Genomic DNA, 16,340 nt, shown 5'->3' on the forward strand with positions numbered 1-16,340 from the left:
GTGCCAACGCATCGAATCAGAACAGATCGAGTTGCGGATCGCCTCCTCCGTCGCGCTGCGTTGAACCGGAGCCGGAACCGGAGCGCGCAGCCGCCGCAAGCGGCGACTCCGGCCGCCGGAAATGCGACATATCGAGAATGCCGTGGTTGCGGGCATTCATCCCCAGCCGCCGCACGGCCTTGGCGAACCGCTGTTTGAGCAGATCCGCCCAGAGCCCCTCGCCTTTCATCCGCTTCGAAAACGTCGAGTCGTAGTCCTTGCCGCCGCGCATGTCGTGGACGCGATTCATCACACGCGCCGCCCGATCGGGAAAATGCGCGGCCAGCCATTCCTTGAAGAGCGGCGCGACCTCCCAGGGCAGCCGCAGCACGATATAGCTCGCGCTCGTCGCGCCCGCTTCCGCGCAGGCCTCCAGCACGCGCTCCATATCCTGGTCCGTCACGAACGGGATGATCGGCGCGATGCTCACGCCGACCGGCACGCCCGCCTCGGCCAGCGTACGGATCGTTCTGAGCCGCCGCGCCGGGGTGGCCGCACGCGGCTCCAGCGTGCGAGCGATATCGGCATCGAGCGTGGTAATCGTGATGGCCGCCATCACTTGACCACGCTCAGCCATCGGCGCGAGCAGGTCGAGTTCGCGTTCGATCAGCGACGACTTCGTGATCGCCGCGAACGGGTGGCCGCGGTCGTGCAGCACCTGGATAATCCGCCTCGTCAGCCGCAGGTCGCGCTCCACCGGCTGCCACGCATCGGTGTTGACGCCGAGCGCGATCGGCTCCGGCACATAGCGCGGCTTCGACAGCTCGTGCAGCAGCAGCTCCGGCGCGTTGACCTTCACATAGATACGGCTTTCGAAGTCGAGCCCCGGCGACAGCCCCAGATAGCTGTGCGTAGGCCGCGCGAAGCAGTAGATGCAGCCGTGCTCGCACCCGCGATACGGATTGAGCGACACATTGAACGGGATATCCGGCGATGCATTGCGTGTCAGGATGCTCTTCGCGCGCTCGTCGAACACCCGGGTGCGCAGCGCCGGCGCGTTGTCGTCCCCTTCGCCCCCTTCGCCCCCTTCGTCGCCTTCGGCCGGCGCGACGTGCAGCCAGCCGTCGTCGACCGCTTCGCGCTGGTCGACTTCGTAGCGGCCCTGCAGATTCGTTACCGCGCCGCGGCCTTTGTGGGGCACTGGCGGAGCAACGGGAAATTCGGCAGGAAAATCGGCGTCGGGATCGGTCACGGGTAGTAAAAAACACTGGCTGAGGGCCGCCTTGCCAGCATGAGTCACCCAGATCCAGAAGGACCGGCAGCACCCAATGCAAAGCAGCCCTGATACTGTATAAATATACAGTATCAGGGCTGCTTGTCGAGCGCTTTAAATCGAGACGGAACCGTGGTCGTGCACCGGGCCCGGCCAGCGGCGCTAGTCGCCGATCGCGATCTTCAGCGTCTCCTTGATCTCCTCCATCACCACGTAGCTCTTCGACTGCACGGCGCCCGGCAGCTGCAGCAGCATGTCGCCGAGCAGCTTGCGGTAGTCGGCCATTTCGCCGATCCGCGCCTTGATCAGATAGTCGAAGTCGCCCGACACGAGATGGCACTCCAGCACTTCGGGAATCTTCTGCACCTCGCGCCGGAACTGGTCGAACATGTTGCCGCTCTTGTGGTCGAGCGTGATCTCGACGAACACCAGCAGCGCCGCGCCCAGCTCGGCCGGATTCACGCGCGCGTGGTAGCCGGTGATCACGCCGTCGCGCTCCATTCGCCGCACCCGCTCGATGCACGGCGTGACCGACAGGCCGACGTGTTCGGCGAGGTCCTTCATCGCCATCCGGCCGTCTTCCTGCAGCAGTTTCAGGATGCGGTGATCGAGCTTGTCGAGAGTCCGGACCGGCTGACGCTGTGTACGCATGGTATTTTCTGAAAATTGACTAAATACAATAACAAAAACTGCCATCAACACAATAGCATAGCGCTAATTACTGGCCAAACGTCAAAACACAGGTTTCAGCGCATCGCAACACCCATCGCGCTGCGCCGATCGGACCGACGAACCGTGCCAGCCATCCGAAATTCTGGGAGCAGTCATGCGAGTCGTCATTCTGGGAAGTGGTGTCGTTGGGGTCACGAGCGCCTATTATCTTGCACGCGCCGGTCACGAAGTGACGGTGATCGACCGCGAGGCCGGTCCCGCGCTCGAAACCAGCTTTGCGAACGCCGGCCAGATCTCGCCGGGTTATGCGTCGCCGTGGGCTGCGCCCGGCGTGCCGATGAAGGCCGTCAAGTGGATGTTCCAGAAGCACGCGCCGCTCGCCATCCGCCTGGACGGCACGAAATTCCAGCTGCAGTGGATGTGGCAGATGCTGCAGAACTGCACGGCTGAGCGCTACGAGACCAACAAGGGCCGCATGGTGCGTCTCGCCGAATACAGCCGCGACTGCCTGCAGGCGCTGCGCGCCGACACGGGCATCCAGTACGAAGGCCGCACGGGCGGCACGCTGCAGCTGTTCCGCACGCAGCAGCAACTCGAAGGCGCCGCGAAGGACATCTCCGTGCTGAAGGAAGCGAACGTGCCGTTCGAACTGCTTTCGCCCGCAGAGCTCGCAAAGGCCGAGCCCGCGCTCGCCGCGACCTCGCACAAGCTGACAGGGGGTCTGCGTCTGCCCGGCGACGAAACCGGCGACTGCCAGCTCTTCACCACGCGCCTTGCCGCGATGGCCGCGGAGCTGGGCGTGAAATTCCGCTTCAACACGTCGATCGACGCGCTCGCGATGGCAGGCGGCCGCATCGCCGGCGTGCAGTGCGGCAGCGAGCTCGTGAAGGCGGATGCGTTCGTCGTCGCGCTCGGTTCGTACTCGACGCAATTCCTGTCCGGCATCGTGAAGATCCCGGTGTATCCGCTGAAGGGCTATTCGATCACCGCGCCGATCGTCGACGCGAAGGCCGCGCCGGTGTCGACAGTGCTCGACGAGACGTACAAGATCGCGATCACGCGTTTCGACGACCGCATCCGCGTGGGCGGCATGGCGGAAATCGTCGGCTTCGACAAGAAACTGCGCAACGCGCGCCGCGAAACGCTCGAACTGTGCGTGAACGATCTGTTCCCGGGCGGCGGCGATACGTCGAAGGCGACGTTCTGGACCGGCCTGCGTCCGATGACGCCGGACGGCACGCCGATCGTCGGTCGCACGCCTGTTTCGAACCTGTTCCTGAACACGGGACACGGCACGCTCGGCTGGACGATGTCCTGCGGCTCAGGTCAGCTGCTCGCGGACCTGATGTCGGGCAAGCAGCCCGCGATCCGCGCGGACGATCTGTCCGTGCATCGCTATCTCGGCGAAACGGGCGGCGCGCATCGTCCGGCGTACGCCTGATTCAACGACACGACACAAGGCTCGCAACCGCGCGCCGCGCTTTTAAAAGCGCTACACACGCAAACGGCGCCCGAAATTCGGGCGCCGTTTTTCATTTCAGCTCGCAGTAGCCCGAGCAAAAACTAGAACTGCTCCGCGCTCAGCGCCAGCACACCCTCGCCGCCCTTCGCGCTGACGATCGCCGTTTCGAGCGCGCCCGCCTGCGACAGCACGTGCTCCGCATAGAACTGCGCGGTCGCGATCTTTGCTTCGTAGAACGACGGATCGTTGCTCTTCTTCGCCGAAGCCACGAGCAGCGCGCGCGCCATCTGCCAGCCGCCCAGCACGATGCCCGCGAGCTTCAGATACGGCACGCTGCCCGCGAACACCGCGTTCGGATCGTGCTGACCGTGCTTCACGACATACTCGACCACCGACGTCAACGCGCGCTGCCCCGCTTCGAGCTGCGTCGCCATCGAACGGAACGCGGGGCCGTTCTGCTTCTTCAGCGCGCTCACCGTTTCGCCGATGCCGCTCAGCAGCCGCTCCGCCACTGCGCCGCTGTCGCGCAGCGTCTTGCGGCCGACCAGATCGTTCGCCTGGATCGCGGTGGTGCCTTCGTAGATCGGCAGGATGCGCGCGTCGCGGTAGTACTGCGCGGCGCCCGTTTCCTCGATGAAGCCCATGCCGCCGTGCACCTGCACGCCGAGGCTCGTCACGTCGATCGACAGTTCGGTGCTCCAGCCCTTCACGATCGGCACGAGGTATTCGTAGATGGCTTGATGCTCGGCGCGCTTCGCGCCGTTCGGATGACGGTGCGCGATATCGCAGTGCGCGGCCGCGACATACGCGAGCGCGCGCGACGCTTCGGTCAGTGCGCGCATCGTCGACAGCATGCGGCGCACGTCCGGGTGATGGATGATGGTCACGGCCTCGCGCGCCGAACCGTCGACGGGACGGCTCTGCACGCGTTCGCGCGCGTACTCGACCGCCTTCTGATACGCGCGATCCGACACGCCGACGCCCTGCATGCCGACCGCGAAGCGCGCCGCGTTCATCATGATGAACATGTATTCGAGGCCGCGATTCTCCTCGCCGATCAGTTGCCCGATCGCGCCGCCGTGGTCGCCGAACTGCAGCACCGCAGTGGGGCTCGCCTTGATGCCGAGCTTGTGCTCGATCGACACGCAGTGCACGTCGTTGCGCTCGCCCAGCGAGCCGTCTGCCTTGACGTGGAACTTCGGCACGATGAAGAGCGAAATGCCTTTCACGCCGGGCGGCGCATCGGGCGTGCGCGCCAGCACGAGATGGACGATGTTCTTCGCCATGTCGTGCTCGCCCCACGTGATGAAGATCTTCGTGCCGAAGATCCTGTAGTTGCCATCGCCCTGCGGCTCGGCGCGCGTGCGCACCAGCGCGAGGTCGGAGCCCGCCTGCGGCTCGGTGAGGTTCATCGTGCCGGTCCACTCGCCCGAGATCAGCTTCGGCACGAAGCGCTGCTTTTGCGCTTCGCTGCCCGCGGTCAACAGCGCTTCGATCGCGCCGTCGGTCAGCAACGGGCACAGCGCGAATGACAGGTTCGACGCGTTCAGCATCTCGACACACGGTGTCGCGATCAGCTTGGGCAGTCCCTGGCCTTCGTATTCAGCCGGATGCTGCACACCTTGCCAGCCTCCTTCGGAGAACTGACGAAACGCATCCTTGAACCCCGGCGAGGCGGTCACATTGCCGTTCTTCCAGCTGCTCGGATTGCGATCGCCTTCCACGTTCAGCGGCGCGAGCACTTCGCCGCACAGCTTCGCGGCTTCCTCGAGTACGGCCTGCGCGGTCTCTTCGTTCGCATCTTCGAAGCCGGGCAATGCGGCGATGTCGGCGAGGCCCGCCAGCTCCTTCATCGCGAACAGCATGTCCTTGATCGGCGCGTGATACATGTCGTCTCCTCCGAGGTTTCCGATGATGTCTCGATGTAAAAAGGGCGCCGGACCGTGCGGTCCCAGCGCCCCTTTTACGTTTGTTTCAGACGCCCTCGCTCACGCGAAGGCGTGGTGCGCGCTCAGCCCAGCTCTTTGACCAGTTCCGGCACGACGGCGAACAGATCGCCGACGAGGCCGTAGTCCGCCACGCTGAAAATTGGCGCTTCTTCGTCCTTGTTGATCGCGACGATCACCTTCGAGTCCTTCATGCCGGCCAGATGCTGGATCGCACCCGAGATGCCGACCGCCACGTACAGCTGCGGCGCGACGATCTTGCCGGTCTGGCCGACCTGATAGTCGTTCGGCACGTAACCCGCATCGACTGCCGCGCGCGATGCGCCCAGCGCCGCGCCGAGCTTGTCCGCCAGCGGCTCGAGCACCTGCGTGTAATTCTCGCCGCTGCCCAGACCGCGGCCGCCCGACACGATGATGTTCGCGCTCGTCAGTTCCGGACGGTCCAGCTTCGTCACTTCACGGCTCACGAACTGCGAGATGCCTGCGTCGGCTGCCGCTTCGATCTTCTCGACCGCTGCACTGCCGCCTTCGGCTGCGACCGGATCGAAACCCGTCGAACGCACCGTAATGACCTTGACCGGATCTGCCGACTGCACGATCGCAATCGCGTTGCCCGCGTAGATCGGACGTTCGAACGTATCGGCGCTATCCACTGCAGTGATGTCGCTGATCTGCGCGACGTCGAGCTTCGCCGCGATACGCGGCGCGATGTTCTTGCCGTACGCGGTCGCCGGCGCGAGGATATGCGAGTAGTCCTTCGCGATGTTGAGCACCGTCGCTTCGACGTTTTCCGCGAGGCCCGCTTCAAGCTGCGGCGCATCGGCCAGCAGCACCTTTGCCACGCCCGCAATCTTCGCTGCTGCATCCGCCGCGCCCTGCGCGTTGTGACCGGCGATCAGCACGTGCACGTCGCCACCAATCTTCTGCGCCGCTGCAACCGTGTTCAGCGTGGCAGCCTTCACCGACGCGTTGTCGTGTTCCGCAATAACCAGAATAGTCATGTGTTTCGTCTCCGCTTTCCGTTGGCCGCGTGCTTAGAGCACCTTCGCTTCGGTCTTCAGCTTCTCGACCAGCGTCTTCACGTCCGGCACCTTCACGCCGGCTGCACGCTTCGGCGGTTCGCTGACCTTCAGCGTCTTCAGGCGCGGCTTCACGTCCACACCGAGGTCTTCCGGCTTCAGCGTTTCGAGCGGCTTCTTCTTCGCCTTCATGATGTTCGGCAGCGTGACGTAGCGCGGCTCATTGAGGCGCAGGTCCGTCGTCACCACAGCCGGCAGCGTCAGCGACAGCGTTTCCGCGCCGCCGTCCACTTCGCGCGCGACCGTCGCCTTGCCGTCCGCAACCGTCACCTTCGAAGCGAACGTGGCTTGCGGCAGATTCGCGAGCGCAGCGAGCATCTGGCCCGTCTGGTTCGAATCGTCGTCGATGGCCTGCTTGCCGAGAATGACCAGCGAAGGCTGTTCTTTGTCCACCAAAGCCTTCAGCAGCTTCGCCACAGCGAGCGGCTGAAGTTCTTCGTTCGATTCGATCAGGATCGCGCGGTCCGCGCCGATCGCGAGCGCCGTGCGCAGCGTTTCCTGCGACTGCGTGACACCGCAGGACACCGCGATCACTTCCGTCGCCACGCCCGCTTCCTTCAAACGCACCGCTTCTTCCACGGCGATTTCGTCGAACGGGTTCATCGACATCTTCACGTTCGCGATGTCGACGCCCGTGTTGTCCGACTTCACACGGACCTTCACGTTGTAGTCGACCACTCTCTTCACTGGCACAAGGATTTTCATGCACACGCTCCAAAGTTACGAATACGTCAACCCAGCGGACATTATAGCGACTGCCTTCGGCTCGCCTGACGGCAAACCGCCGGGCAAGCCGCAGGCAAAATCGCGCGCGGGCTGCTGGCATCGAGAATATCGCCTTGCAGGTTGAGACCAACGATAGCGAACGGTCGTTCTATTTTACGGGATAAAAAACCCGGCCGCCAAGTCCGGGTTGCCGATCCGGGCCTCTAATTTCGAGATAGACCGCCCGCGAGCCTTACCAGCCGGCGATCACGGCGCCGCCGAAGGTCGTCGCGATGTACTGCTTCACTTCCGGCGAATGGTAGGCCGCGACCAGCTTCGCGACCCATGGCTTGTTGCGGTCCGCTTCGCGGATCGCGATGACGTTCACGTACGGGCCGCGCGGATCTTCGATCGCAATCGCATCGCGGGTGGGCTGCAGGCCCGCCTGCATCGCGAAGTTGGTGTTGATCGCGGCCGCGTCGACGTCGTCGAGCGAGCGCGGAATCTGCGCGGCGTCGAGCTCGACGAGCTTCAGCTTCTTCGGATTGTCGACGACGTCGAGCGGCGTCGCCTTCAGGCCGGCATCGGCGCGCAGCTTCAGCAGCCCCTGCTTCTGCAGCAACAGCAGTGCGCGACCGCCATTCGTCGGATCGTTCGGCACCGCGATCTTCGCGCCCACCGGCAACGCAGCCAGCGACTTCACCTTCTTCGAGTACAGCCCCATCGGGAACGTCAGCGTGTCGGCAACGCGGATCAGCTTGTAGCCGCGATCCTTCACCTGCGCTTCGAGATACGGATCGTGCTGGTAGCTGTTCGCATCGAGATCGCCGCCGGCGAGCGCCGCGTTCGGTTGCACGTAGTCGGAGAACTCGACGATCTGGATATTGAGCCCATTCTTCGCGGCGACCTTCTTCACCACTTCCATCACCTGCGCGTGCGGACCGCCGGTGACACCGACCTTGATGGTTTCGTCCGCGTGCGCGGCAGTAGCGGTAGCGGTAGCGATAAGCGTCGCGGCGCCAAACGCGGCCGCGAGCTTGAGCATGAATCGACGTTGCATGACCAACCTTTGTCTAAAGACTGAAGCACGCGGCACGCGTGCGCCGCGCGGTTGTTTTATTTATGGCTCAAGCGACGCACGAGCCAATCCCCGAACGACTGCACGAGTTGCACGAACACGATCAGGATCACGACGACCGTGACCATCACCTCGGGCAGAAAGCGCTGATAGCCATAGCGGATGCCGAGATCGCCAAGACCGCCGCCGCCGATCGCGCCCGCCATCGCCGAGTAGCCGACGAGCGATACGAACGTGATCGTGAGGCCCGCGACGATGCCCGGCAGCGATTCCGGCAGCAGCACCTTGAACACGATCTGACGGGTCGTCGCGCCCATCGCCTGCGCGGCTTCGATCAAACCGCGGTCCACTTCGCGCAGCGCCGTCTCGACGAGCCGGGCGATGAACGGCGCGGCCGCGATCGTCAATGGCACGACGGCCGCGGCGGTCCCGATCGACGTGCCCACCACGAGCCGCGTGAACGGGATCACCGCGACGAGCAGGATGATGAACGGCGTGGAGCGCACCGCGTTGACGATCACGCCGAGCACGCGGTTCACGCCGAGGTTCTGCAGCACGCCCTGGCGATCGGTCAGATACAGCAGCACGCCAAGCGGCAGCCCGACGGCCGCGCCGATGAGTCCCGAGATGCCGACCATGACCAGCGTCTCCCAGAACGACTGCACGAACATATCGAACATCTCACTCAACATACGACAGCTCCTCCACCACCACACCTTGCTCGCGCAGATAGCGCAACGCTTCCACAACCTTCACCGGCTCGCCGCCCGCGAGCACCGCGAGCGAACCGAACGCCTGCCCCTGGATCTCGTCGATCTGGCCATGCAGGATGTTGAAATCGAGTTCGTAACGGCGAATCGTCTCCGACAAAATCGGCTGGTCGACGCCCGAACCTGTGAACGCGAGCCGCAGCAGATGGCCGCTGCCCGTCTTCAGCCGCTCGGCAACACGCGCCTTCATCGCGGGCGGCAGGTCCTGCGCGATCACGTCGCCGATCAGCGCGCGCGTCACTTCGTGATGCGGCTGCAGGAACACGTCGATCACCTTGCCCTGTTCGACCACGCGTCCCGCATCGAGCACCGCGACGCGATCGCACACCTGCTTGATCACGTCCATCTGGTGCGTGATCAGCACGATCGTCAGGCCGAGTTCGCGATTGATGCGCTTCAGCAGATCGAGAATCGCGCGCGTGGTTTCGGGGTCGAGCGCGGAGGTCGCTTCGTCGGAGAGCAGCACCTTCGGTTTGCTCGCGAGCGCCCGCGCAATGCCGACGCGCTGCTTCTGGCCGCCGCTGATCTGCGCCGGATGGCGGTCCTTCTGCGCGGACAGGCCGACCAGGTCGAGGAGCGGCAGCACCGTCGCCTCGATCTCGGCGCGCGGCATGCCGGCCATCTCGAGCGGCAGCGCGACGTTCCCGTACACCGTGCGCGACGACAGCAGGTTGAAGTGCTGGAAGATCATGCCGATTTCGCGGCGCGCTTCACGCAGCTGCGCGGCAGGCAGCGTGGTCAGATCGCGGCCGTCGACGATCACGCTGCCTTCGCTCGGACGCGTCAGCAGGTTGATGGTGCGCACCAGCGTGCTCTTGCCCGCGCCGCTGCGGCCGATGATGCCGAAGACCTCGCCCTGCGGGATCGACAGGTTGACGTCGTGCAGCGCTTCGATCCAACCGCGTGGCCCCGGGAAGCGCTGTGAGAGATTACGTAGTTCGATCATGAAAACAAAAACGGCAGCCTGAGCGAGGTGCACGAAGCCCTCCGTCAGCCGCCGTCTCTTATGTCTGAATGTGAGGCGCGATTTTACCCGACCCTCTCACATTTCCTCTAATAATCAATTCCGCTTCCTTCATAACACACAGGAATTAGAGGACGAATCCACCCGCACCACTCGCGAACAACGGCGACTGCCGTCTATCATCGTGCCGATCAAAACAACGACAGGATCCCCATGGAGACCTCCCAGACCGCCGCTGCCGGTTCGACCACACGTGCCGGCGCCGGCTGGAGCGTGACGACCGCCGACGGTGTCGTGCTGCCGCTTTACCGCTGGCAACCAGCAGGCGCGGCACGCGCGACGGTTGCGCTGGTGCACGGGCTCGCCGAACACGCCGGCCGCTACGCGCCGCTTGCCGAGCGGCTGAACGCCGCCGGCATCGAACTCGTCGCAATCGATCTGCGCGGGCACGGCAAGGCGCCGGGCGAGCGAGCGTGGATCGAGCGCTTCGACGACTATCTGCACGACTGTCGCGCGCTGGTCGACGCGGCGGGTCGGATCGCCGAGCAGAGCGGCACGCCGCTCTTCCTGATGGGACACAGCATGGGCGGTGCGATCGCGGCGCTTTATGCGGTCGAACACGCCGTTGAACTCGCGGTTGAACACGCGCCCGAGTCTTCGCAACCGTTCGCTGGACTGATCCTGTCGAGCCCCGCGCTCGCGCCCGGCCACGACGTGCCGCGCTGGATGCTCTCGATGAGCCAGTTCATCAGCCGGGTCTGGCCGCGTTTTCCGGCGATGAAAATCGATGCGGCGCTGCTGTCGCGCGATCCGGCCGTCGTGGATGCGAACCGCAACGACCCGCTCGTGCACCACGGCGCCGTGCCCGCGCGCACCGGCGCGGAAATCCTGCTGGCGATGCAGCGCATCGAAGCAGGCCGTGCGTCGCTACGTCTGCCGGTGCTCGTTTATCACGGCACGCGCGACAAGCTCACCGAACCGGACGGCAGCCGCACCTTCGGCGCCGAGGCGGGGTCGCCGGACAAGACTTTGACGCTCTATGAAGGCGCATTCCACGAAACGATGAACGACCTCGATCGCGACCGCGTGATCGACGCGCTCGTGAAGTGGATCGTGCAACGCGCGCGATGAGCTCGGGTGTGGAAGCGCCCTTCAGCGCTTCCAGGCTGGATCGCGTTTGTCGATGAACGCCTGTACGCCTTCGAGCGCATCGGCGTCCATCATGTTGCAGGCCATCGTCTGGCCCGCGAGCTGATACGCGGCTTCGATGCCCATTTCGAGCTGCCGGTAGAAGAGCCCTTTGCCCGCGCGCACGGCTTCGGCCGGCTTAGCGCAGATGCTCGCGGCGAGCTTCGCGAGCTCGGCGTCGAGCTGGTCCGCCGCGACGACGCGATTCACGAGACCCTGTGCGCGCGCGGTGTGCGCATCGATGAAGTCACCGGTGAGCAGCATCTCCAGCGCCGCCTTGCGCGACAGGTTGCGCGACAGCGGCACCGAAGGCGTCGCGCAGAAGAGACCGAGATTCACGCCCGACACCGCGAAGCGCGCCGTCTCCGCGGCCACCGCGAGATCGCACATCGCCACCAGCTGACAGCCGGCCGCGGTCGCGATGCCCTGCACACGCGCGATCACCGGCTGCGGCATCCGCTGGATCGTCAGCATCACTTTCGTGCAGCGCGCGAAGAGCTTCTGGTAGTAGTCGAGCGACGGCGCGGCGCGCATTTCCTTCAGGTCGTGCCCCGCGCAGAATGCGCGTCCCGCCGCCGCGATCACCACGACCCGCGCATCCGATTGCGCCGCCGTGTCCAGCGCGCGCTGAAGCGCATCGAGCAGCGCTTCGGACAGCGCGTTGAACGCGTCCGGCCGGTTCAGCGTGAGCCGCGTGACGCCGGGCACACCGTACGCGTCGTGCGCGATGTCGATCAGTGCGTCGGCGGCGGGCGCTTGTGCTGCATCGGTCTTTACGTGTCCGCGATGCGATGTCGAAGTGTCGTTCATCTGGGCTCCTGATGATGCGCGTGCTGCTTCGCCGCGTGCCGGCTAGATGTCGGCCAGCGCCCGCACGTGCGCGACGACGCTGCGTCCCAGCGCCGACAGGTTGTAGCCGCCTTCGAGCGTGCTGACGATACGGCCGCGCGCATGACGGTTCGCGACTTCGCGAATGCGTTCCGTGAGCCACGTGTAGTCGTCTTCGACGAGACCCATGTTGCCGAGATCGTCTTCGCGATGCGCGTCGAACCCGGCCGATACGAAGATCATCTGCGGCTTGAATGCGTCGAGCCTCGGCATCCACATCATCTCGACGGCTTCGCGCATCACCATGCCCGTCGTGCGCGCCGGCAACGGCAGGTTGACCATGTTCGGCGCCTGGTTCTCGGTGCCGGAATACGGATAGAACGGGTGCTGGAAGAAGCTGCACATCAGCACCCGCGGATCGCCCGAAAACGCGGCTTCGGTGCCGTTGCCGTGGTGCACGTCGAAGTCGATCACCGCGACGCGTTCGAGGCCGTGCACTTCGAGCGCATGGCGCGCGGCGATCGCGACGTTGTTGAAGAAGCAGAAGCCCATCGCGCGCGCGGGCTCCGCGTGGTGGCCCGGCGGTCGCACGCTGCAGAACGCGTTGTCGTAGCGGCCTTCGATCACGGCATCCGTCGCGGCGATCGCGGCGCCGGCCGCGCGCAGCGCCGCCTGCCACGTATACGGGTTCATCGTCGTGTCGGGATCGATCGCCGCGTAGCCGTGTTCCGGCGCGACGCTGCGCACGTAGTCGACATGCGCCTGGGTGTGGACGCGCAGCAGCGCCTCCTCGTCGGCAAGCGGTGGGGACGCGCGCTCGATCAGCGCTTCGATGCGGCTCGCGATCAGCTGGTCTTCGATGGCCTGCAGGCGACCCGGGCACTCCGGATGCCATTGACCCATCTCGTGCTTCAGACAGTCAGCGTGGGAATAAAAGCCAGTAGCCATGAGTTTTTCTTCTGCCGCCTGGGCGTGGCCGCGCGGCATGTCTCCGTCATATGCGCGCCGCTACCGGACGCAATACTCGTCAACTTACCACACGCCGCGCGATCGATGCGACGCGGTGCCGGTCCGCTCTCCCGCCGCGCGTTTCGCTCTCGTATCCGGCCCACGCCGAACGGCCTATGCACACTGGCCAACGTGGACGGCAGTGTCAAACCGCTCGGGTATACTGCGCCGGTACTTGCCTCATCCAGCTCACCCCTTCCATCCGGCTCCCGTACATGATGACCGTCGCGCTGCCCGCTCGCTCCGCTTCCCCCGCTTCGTCCGCCTCGACCGCCCGCAACCGGCCGCGTGCGTCTGCGGCGGCTGCCGCGCTCGGGCTCGCGTGGGCGTTGCTGGCGGGCATGGGCACGGCGCATGCGCAGAACGTGCCGGGCAAGAAGACGTCGATGCTGGTCGCGCAGGCGCAGCCGCAACCGAGCGTGCAGCAAGGGCAGACGTTCGAGGAAGAGATTGTCCCGCAGCGCTACGCGAACAACCCGGACGTCGACGGCTTCATCAACGACATGGTCGCGCGCTACGACTTCGATCCCGACAAGCTGCACGCGCTGTTCGCGAACGTCAGCTACTCGGCGACCGCGGTGAAACTCGTCACGCCGTCGACATTGCCTTCGGTCAAGAACTGGCGCGCGTATCAGGCGCGCTTTCTGGACGCGGTGCGCATCAATGCCGGCGTGCGCTTCTGGCGCGCGAACGCGGCCACGCTGCAACGTGCGTACGACGAGTACGGCGTGCCGCCGGAAGTGATCGTGGGCATTCTCGGCGTCGAGACGATCTATGGTCGCTACATGGGCAACTTCCGCGTGCTCGATGCGCTGACCACGCTGTCGTTCGATTACCCGAACACACCGAATCGCGCCGATCGCGAGCAGACGTTCCGCAAGAACCTCGAAGATTATCTGGTGTGGACGCGCGATTCGCAGATCGATCCGACCACCGTGCTCGGTTCGTACACCGGCGCGATCGGCATTCCGCAGTTCCTGCCGAGCAGCATCGTGCAATACGCGGTCCCTTACGACGGCAACAAGCAGATCGATCTGCGCAACAGCCCGACCGACGCGATCGGCAGCGTCGCGAACTATCTGAAGCAGAACGGCTGGGAAACGGGCCGGCCGGTGATCTGGAACATCGCGTCGGACGCGGGCAGTCAGGGGATCGCGCAGGCCGCGGCGGACGGACAGCCGGAGCCGCACTGGGCACTCGCGCAATTACTGCGCGCCGGCATGCTGATGAACGAGCCTGATCTCGATCTCGCGTCCGAAGCCGGCACGCCGGTCACGGTCGTCGATCTGCCGACACCCGGGCAACCCACCGCCTATGTGCTGGGATTGAAGAACTTCTATGTGCTGACGCGCTACAACCGCAGCTTCTTTTACGCGCTTTCCGTGTACCAGCTCGGTCAGCGCGTGAAGGCGCAGCTCGATGCGACAGGTGGGGTGGGGACTGTTGGCGCGACGCCGGGTGTTCCGGCTGCGCCTGGCGCTGCTATGCCTGGTGCTGCACCAGCGCCTGCTACTGCACCGACGCCTGCGCCCGGAGCCGTGCAACCTTCGATGCCCGCGGCGCCTGCGCAACCTGCTCCCGCGCAGTCAGAGATTCCGCCCGCAACACCCGTGCCGGGCGTGTCGGTCACGCCGCCCGCGTCGGGCGGTGTGACGACGCAGTACTAGGCGCGATTTCAGGCAGGAAACACACCCGTCGACAGATAGCGGTCGCCGCGATCGCAGACGATGAACACGATCGTCGCGTTCTCGACTTGCCGCGCGACGCGCACCGCGACTTCGCATGCGCCACCCGACGAGATACCCGCGAAGATGCCTTCGACGGACGCCAGCCGGCGCGCCATCGCTTCCGCGGCAGCCTGACCCACGTTCTCGACGCGATCCACACGGCTGCGGTCGAAGATCTTCGGCATGTATGCTTCGGGCCATTTGCGGATGCCCGGAATGCGCGAGCCCTCTTCAGGCTGCGCACCGACGATCTCGATCGCGCTGTTCTTTTCCTTGAGGAACTGCGACGTGCCCATGATCGTGCCCGTCGTGCCCATCGACGATACGAAGTGCGTGATGCGCCCTTCGGTATCGCGCCAGATTTCCGGGCCCGTGCTTTCGTAGTGGGCCAGCGGATTGTCCGGGTTCGCGAACTGGTCGAGGATGATGCCCTTGCCTTCGCACTGCATCTGTTCCGCGAGATCGCGCGCGTATTCCATGCCACCCTTGACCGGCGTCAGCAGGATCTGCGCGCCATACGCGGCCATGCTCTGGCGGCGTTCGACCGAAAGATCTTCCGGCATGATCAGCAGCATCTTGTAGCCGCGCACCGCCGCGGCCATCGCGAGCGCGATGCCGGTGTTGCCGCTCGTCGCTTCGATCAGCGTATCGCCCGGCTTGATGCGGCCGCGCTGCTCGGCCTTGCTGATCATCGACAGTGCCGGCCGGTCCTTCACCGATCCCGCCGGGTTGTTGCCTTCGAGCTTCGCCAGAATCACGTTGTTGCGGGCGCGGATCTCGTCGTCGGGAATCCGGACGAGCTGCACGAGCGGCGTGTTGCCGATCGTGTCTTCAATCGTTTTGTAAGCCATGTCGGTTGCGTTGCGAGCGATGCGCGAAGTGCTGGATTGACCGATTCTAAACCAGCATGACGTGATATGCCGGGCAGCCCCTCTTTGCCGCATGGGTCAACCGAGGCAGGCGCGCGTCGAGCACGAAGCGTTCGTCAACGCAAAAAACCCGCGGCCCCACGCCGCGGGAAGCAGTCATCCGAGCGGTGACTGAAGGAGTGAGCGTGTGCGCGATTGCGCGGTTACTTCTTCACGACCACAGCAGCATCGCTCTTCTGCCCGGCGGCCGTGGTCTGCGCGGCGCCAGTCTTGTTCTGCGCGTTTGCAGCTTGCGCGCCACCAGCAGCGTCAACCGGACCCACGGCCAGGCCCTCCGCCTGCAGACGCTCGACGGTATGGCCACCCATGCCCTTGACGCGTTTGGCCAGATTGCTCGGGTCCTTGAACGGACCGTGCGCGGTGCGTTCGTCGAGAATCGACTTCGCTTTCGAGGGGCCGATGCCCTTGATGCTGCGCAGCGCGTCTTCGTTCGCGGTGTTGACGTCGACCGTAGCGCAGGCGTGGCCGAACGCGGCGAGCATGGCCGCCGTAACGAGGATTTTCTTCAACATGATGGGCTTCTCCCTGGTGCGACCGGCCGGCGACGATCGCCGGCCAGGAGAAGCCAGTGTAGGGATAACGGCGCTTACGTCACACCTGGCCGGACAGCCAACGTACGTAGCGATCCACGCCTTCCTGTACGCTCAGGAACGGCGCGTCGTAGCCCGCCGCGCGCAGCTTCGTCTGGTCCGCCTGCGTGAAGCACTGATACTTGCCGCGCAGCGCATCCGG

Annotated in this window: 15 protein-coding genes and 1 pseudogene; 3 read left to right on the forward strand and 13 right to left on the reverse strand. The window is 65.0% G+C overall.

What is annotated here, in order from left to right; all coding sequences use genetic code 11:
• Positions 1-16: 16 nt before the first annotated feature.
• Positions 17-1,231 (reverse strand): PA0069 family radical SAM protein, encoded by a 1,215-nt coding sequence (locus DVS29_RS12550; protein WP_118180769.1) that lies wholly within the window; start codon positions 1,229-1,231, stop codon positions 17-19.
• 183 nt (positions 1,232-1,414) lie between these two features.
• On the reverse strand, positions 1,415-1,903 hold the full coding sequence (locus tag DVS29_RS12555; protein WP_118180770.1) for an Lrp/AsnC ligand binding domain-containing protein: 489 nt from the start codon (positions 1,901-1,903) through the stop codon (positions 1,415-1,417).
• Positions 1,904-2,078: 175 nt separating this feature from the next.
• Here DVS29_RS12555 and DVS29_RS12560 point away from each other — a divergent pair, with 175 nt between their 5' ends.
• Complete coding sequence (locus tag DVS29_RS12560) at positions 2,079-3,365, forward strand: D-amino acid dehydrogenase (protein ID WP_118180771.1); 1,287 nt, start codon at positions 2,079-2,081, stop codon at positions 3,363-3,365.
• 122 nt (positions 3,366-3,487) lie between these two features.
• On the opposite strand, the gene DVS29_RS12565 is transcribed toward DVS29_RS12560, so the two are convergent.
• The 6 genes from DVS29_RS12565 to DVS29_RS12590 all read right to left on the reverse strand — a co-directional run bounded on the left by DVS29_RS12565 (position 3,488) and on the right by DVS29_RS12590 (position 9,910).
• Positions 3,488-5,275, reverse strand: coding sequence for an acyl-CoA dehydrogenase (locus DVS29_RS12565; protein WP_118180772.1), 1,788 nt, complete (start codon positions 5,273-5,275; stop codon positions 3,488-3,490).
• Positions 5,276-5,397: 122 nt separating this feature from the next.
• On the reverse strand, positions 5,398-6,333 hold the full coding sequence (locus tag DVS29_RS12570; protein WP_118180773.1) for an electron transfer flavoprotein subunit alpha/FixB family protein: 936 nt from the start codon (positions 6,331-6,333) through the stop codon (positions 5,398-5,400).
• A gap of 33 nt (positions 6,334-6,366) precedes the next feature.
• Complete coding sequence (locus tag DVS29_RS12575) at positions 6,367-7,116, reverse strand: electron transfer flavoprotein subunit beta/FixA family protein (protein WP_118180774.1); 750 nt, start codon at positions 7,114-7,116, stop codon at positions 6,367-6,369.
• Between the two features lie 253 nt (positions 7,117-7,369).
• Positions 7,370-8,176, reverse strand: coding sequence for a MetQ/NlpA family ABC transporter substrate-binding protein (locus DVS29_RS12580; RefSeq protein ID WP_118180806.1), 807 nt, complete (start codon positions 8,174-8,176; stop codon positions 7,370-7,372).
• 56 nt (positions 8,177-8,232) lie between these two features.
• Positions 8,233-8,886, reverse strand: coding sequence for a methionine ABC transporter permease (locus DVS29_RS12585; RefSeq protein WP_118180775.1), 654 nt, complete (start codon positions 8,884-8,886; stop codon positions 8,233-8,235).
• Positions 8,876-9,910, reverse strand: a complete 1,035-nt coding sequence (locus DVS29_RS12590) for a methionine ABC transporter ATP-binding protein (protein WP_118180776.1) — start codon at positions 9,908-9,910, stop codon at positions 8,876-8,878. The genes DVS29_RS12585 and DVS29_RS12590 overlap by 11 nt, the downstream gene beginning before the upstream one ends.
• A gap of 231 nt (positions 9,911-10,141) precedes the next feature.
• On the opposite strand from DVS29_RS12590, the gene DVS29_RS12595 reads away from it, so the two are divergent.
• Positions 10,142-11,059 (forward strand): alpha/beta hydrolase, encoded by a 918-nt coding sequence (locus tag DVS29_RS12595; RefSeq protein ID WP_164707900.1) that lies wholly within the window; start codon positions 10,142-10,144, stop codon positions 11,057-11,059.
• A gap of 21 nt (positions 11,060-11,080) precedes the next feature.
• Here DVS29_RS12595 and DVS29_RS12600 read toward each other — a convergent pair whose 3' ends face one another.
• Positions 11,081-11,926, reverse strand: coding sequence for an enoyl-CoA hydratase (locus DVS29_RS12600; protein ID WP_118180777.1), 846 nt, complete (start codon positions 11,924-11,926; stop codon positions 11,081-11,083).
• A gap of 42 nt (positions 11,927-11,968) precedes the next feature.
• The gene (locus DVS29_RS12605) at positions 11,969-12,892 is read right to left on the reverse strand and encodes a histone deacetylase family protein (protein ID WP_118180808.1); all 924 of its coding nucleotides are present in this window, start codon (positions 12,890-12,892) and stop codon (positions 11,969-11,971) included.
• A 401-nt stretch (positions 12,893-13,293) separates the two neighbouring features.
• Between DVS29_RS12605 and mltB the strand changes: the two genes are divergently transcribed.
• Positions 13,294-14,619 carry a lytic murein transglycosylase B gene (mltB, locus tag DVS29_RS12615; RefSeq protein WP_118180779.1) on the forward strand — a complete coding sequence of 442 codons (1,326 nt, stop codon included), beginning with the start codon at positions 13,294-13,296 and terminating at the stop codon, positions 14,617-14,619.
• A gap of 8 nt (positions 14,620-14,627) precedes the next feature.
• On the opposite strand, the gene cysM is transcribed toward mltB, so the two are convergent.
• From cysM to DVS29_RS12630, 3 genes and pseudogenes are all read right to left on the reverse strand, one after another.
• The gene (gene cysM / locus DVS29_RS12620) at positions 14,628-15,530 is read right to left on the reverse strand and encodes a cysteine synthase CysM (protein ID WP_118180780.1); all 903 of its coding nucleotides are present in this window, start codon (positions 15,528-15,530) and stop codon (positions 14,628-14,630) included.
• A 221-nt stretch (positions 15,531-15,751) separates the two neighbouring features.
• Positions 15,752-16,120, reverse strand: coding sequence for a ComEA family DNA-binding protein (locus DVS29_RS12625; RefSeq protein ID WP_118180781.1), 369 nt, complete (start codon positions 16,118-16,120; stop codon positions 15,752-15,754).
• A gap of 79 nt (positions 16,121-16,199) precedes the next feature.
• Positions 16,200-16,340 (reverse strand): annotated as a pseudogene (locus DVS29_RS12630) (ADP-glyceromanno-heptose 6-epimerase); the annotation flags it as partial.

Source organism: Paraburkholderia phosphatilytica, assembly GCF_003443895.1.
Lineage (GTDB): Bacteria > Pseudomonadota > Gammaproteobacteria > Burkholderiales > Burkholderiaceae > Paraburkholderia > Paraburkholderia phosphatilytica.

Bases quoted from the DNA above. Each gene is read 5' to 3' on its own strand.
- DVS29_RS12605 (WP_118180808.1), bottom strand. From the start codon at position 12,892: ATGGCTACTGGCTTTTATTCCCACGCTGACTGTCTGAAGCACGAGATG.
- DVS29_RS12565 (WP_118180772.1), bottom strand. From the start codon at position 5,275: ATGTATCACGCGCCGATCAAGGACATGCTGTTCGCGATGAAGGAGCTG.
- DVS29_RS12600 (WP_118180777.1), bottom strand. From the start codon at position 11,926: ATGAACGACACTTCGACATCGCATCGCGGACACGTAAAGACCGATGCA.
- DVS29_RS12595 (WP_164707900.1), top strand. From the start codon at position 10,142: ATGGAGACCTCCCAGACCGCCGCTGCCGGTTCGACCACACGTGCCGGC.
- cysM (WP_118180780.1), bottom strand. From the start codon at position 15,530: ATGGCTTACAAAACGATTGAAGACACGATCGGCAACACGCCGCTCGTG.
- DVS29_RS12585 (WP_118180775.1), bottom strand. From the start codon at position 8,886: ATGTTGAGTGAGATGTTCGATATGTTCGTGCAGTCGTTCTGGGAGACG.
- DVS29_RS12625 (WP_118180781.1), bottom strand. From the start codon at position 16,120: ATGTTGAAGAAAATCCTCGTTACGGCGGCCATGCTCGCCGCGTTCGGC.
- DVS29_RS12575 (WP_118180774.1), bottom strand. From the start codon at position 7,116: ATGAAAATCCTTGTGCCAGTGAAGAGAGTGGTCGACTACAACGTGAAG.
- DVS29_RS12560 (WP_118180771.1), top strand. From the start codon at position 2,079: ATGCGAGTCGTCATTCTGGGAAGTGGTGTCGTTGGGGTCACGAGCGCC.
- mltB (WP_118180779.1), top strand. From the start codon at position 13,294: ATGGGCACGGCGCATGCGCAGAACGTGCCGGGCAAGAAGACGTCGATG.
- DVS29_RS12570 (WP_118180773.1), bottom strand. From the start codon at position 6,333: ATGACTATTCTGGTTATTGCGGAACACGACAACGCGTCGGTGAAGGCT.
- DVS29_RS12555 (WP_118180770.1), bottom strand. From the start codon at position 1,903: ATGCGTACACAGCGTCAGCCGGTCCGGACTCTCGACAAGCTCGATCAC.
- DVS29_RS12580 (WP_118180806.1), bottom strand. From the start codon at position 8,176: ATGCAACGTCGATTCATGCTCAAGCTCGCGGCCGCGTTTGGCGCCGCG.
- DVS29_RS12590 (WP_118180776.1), bottom strand. From the start codon at position 9,910: ATGATCGAACTACGTAATCTCTCACAGCGCTTCCCGGGGCCACGCGGT.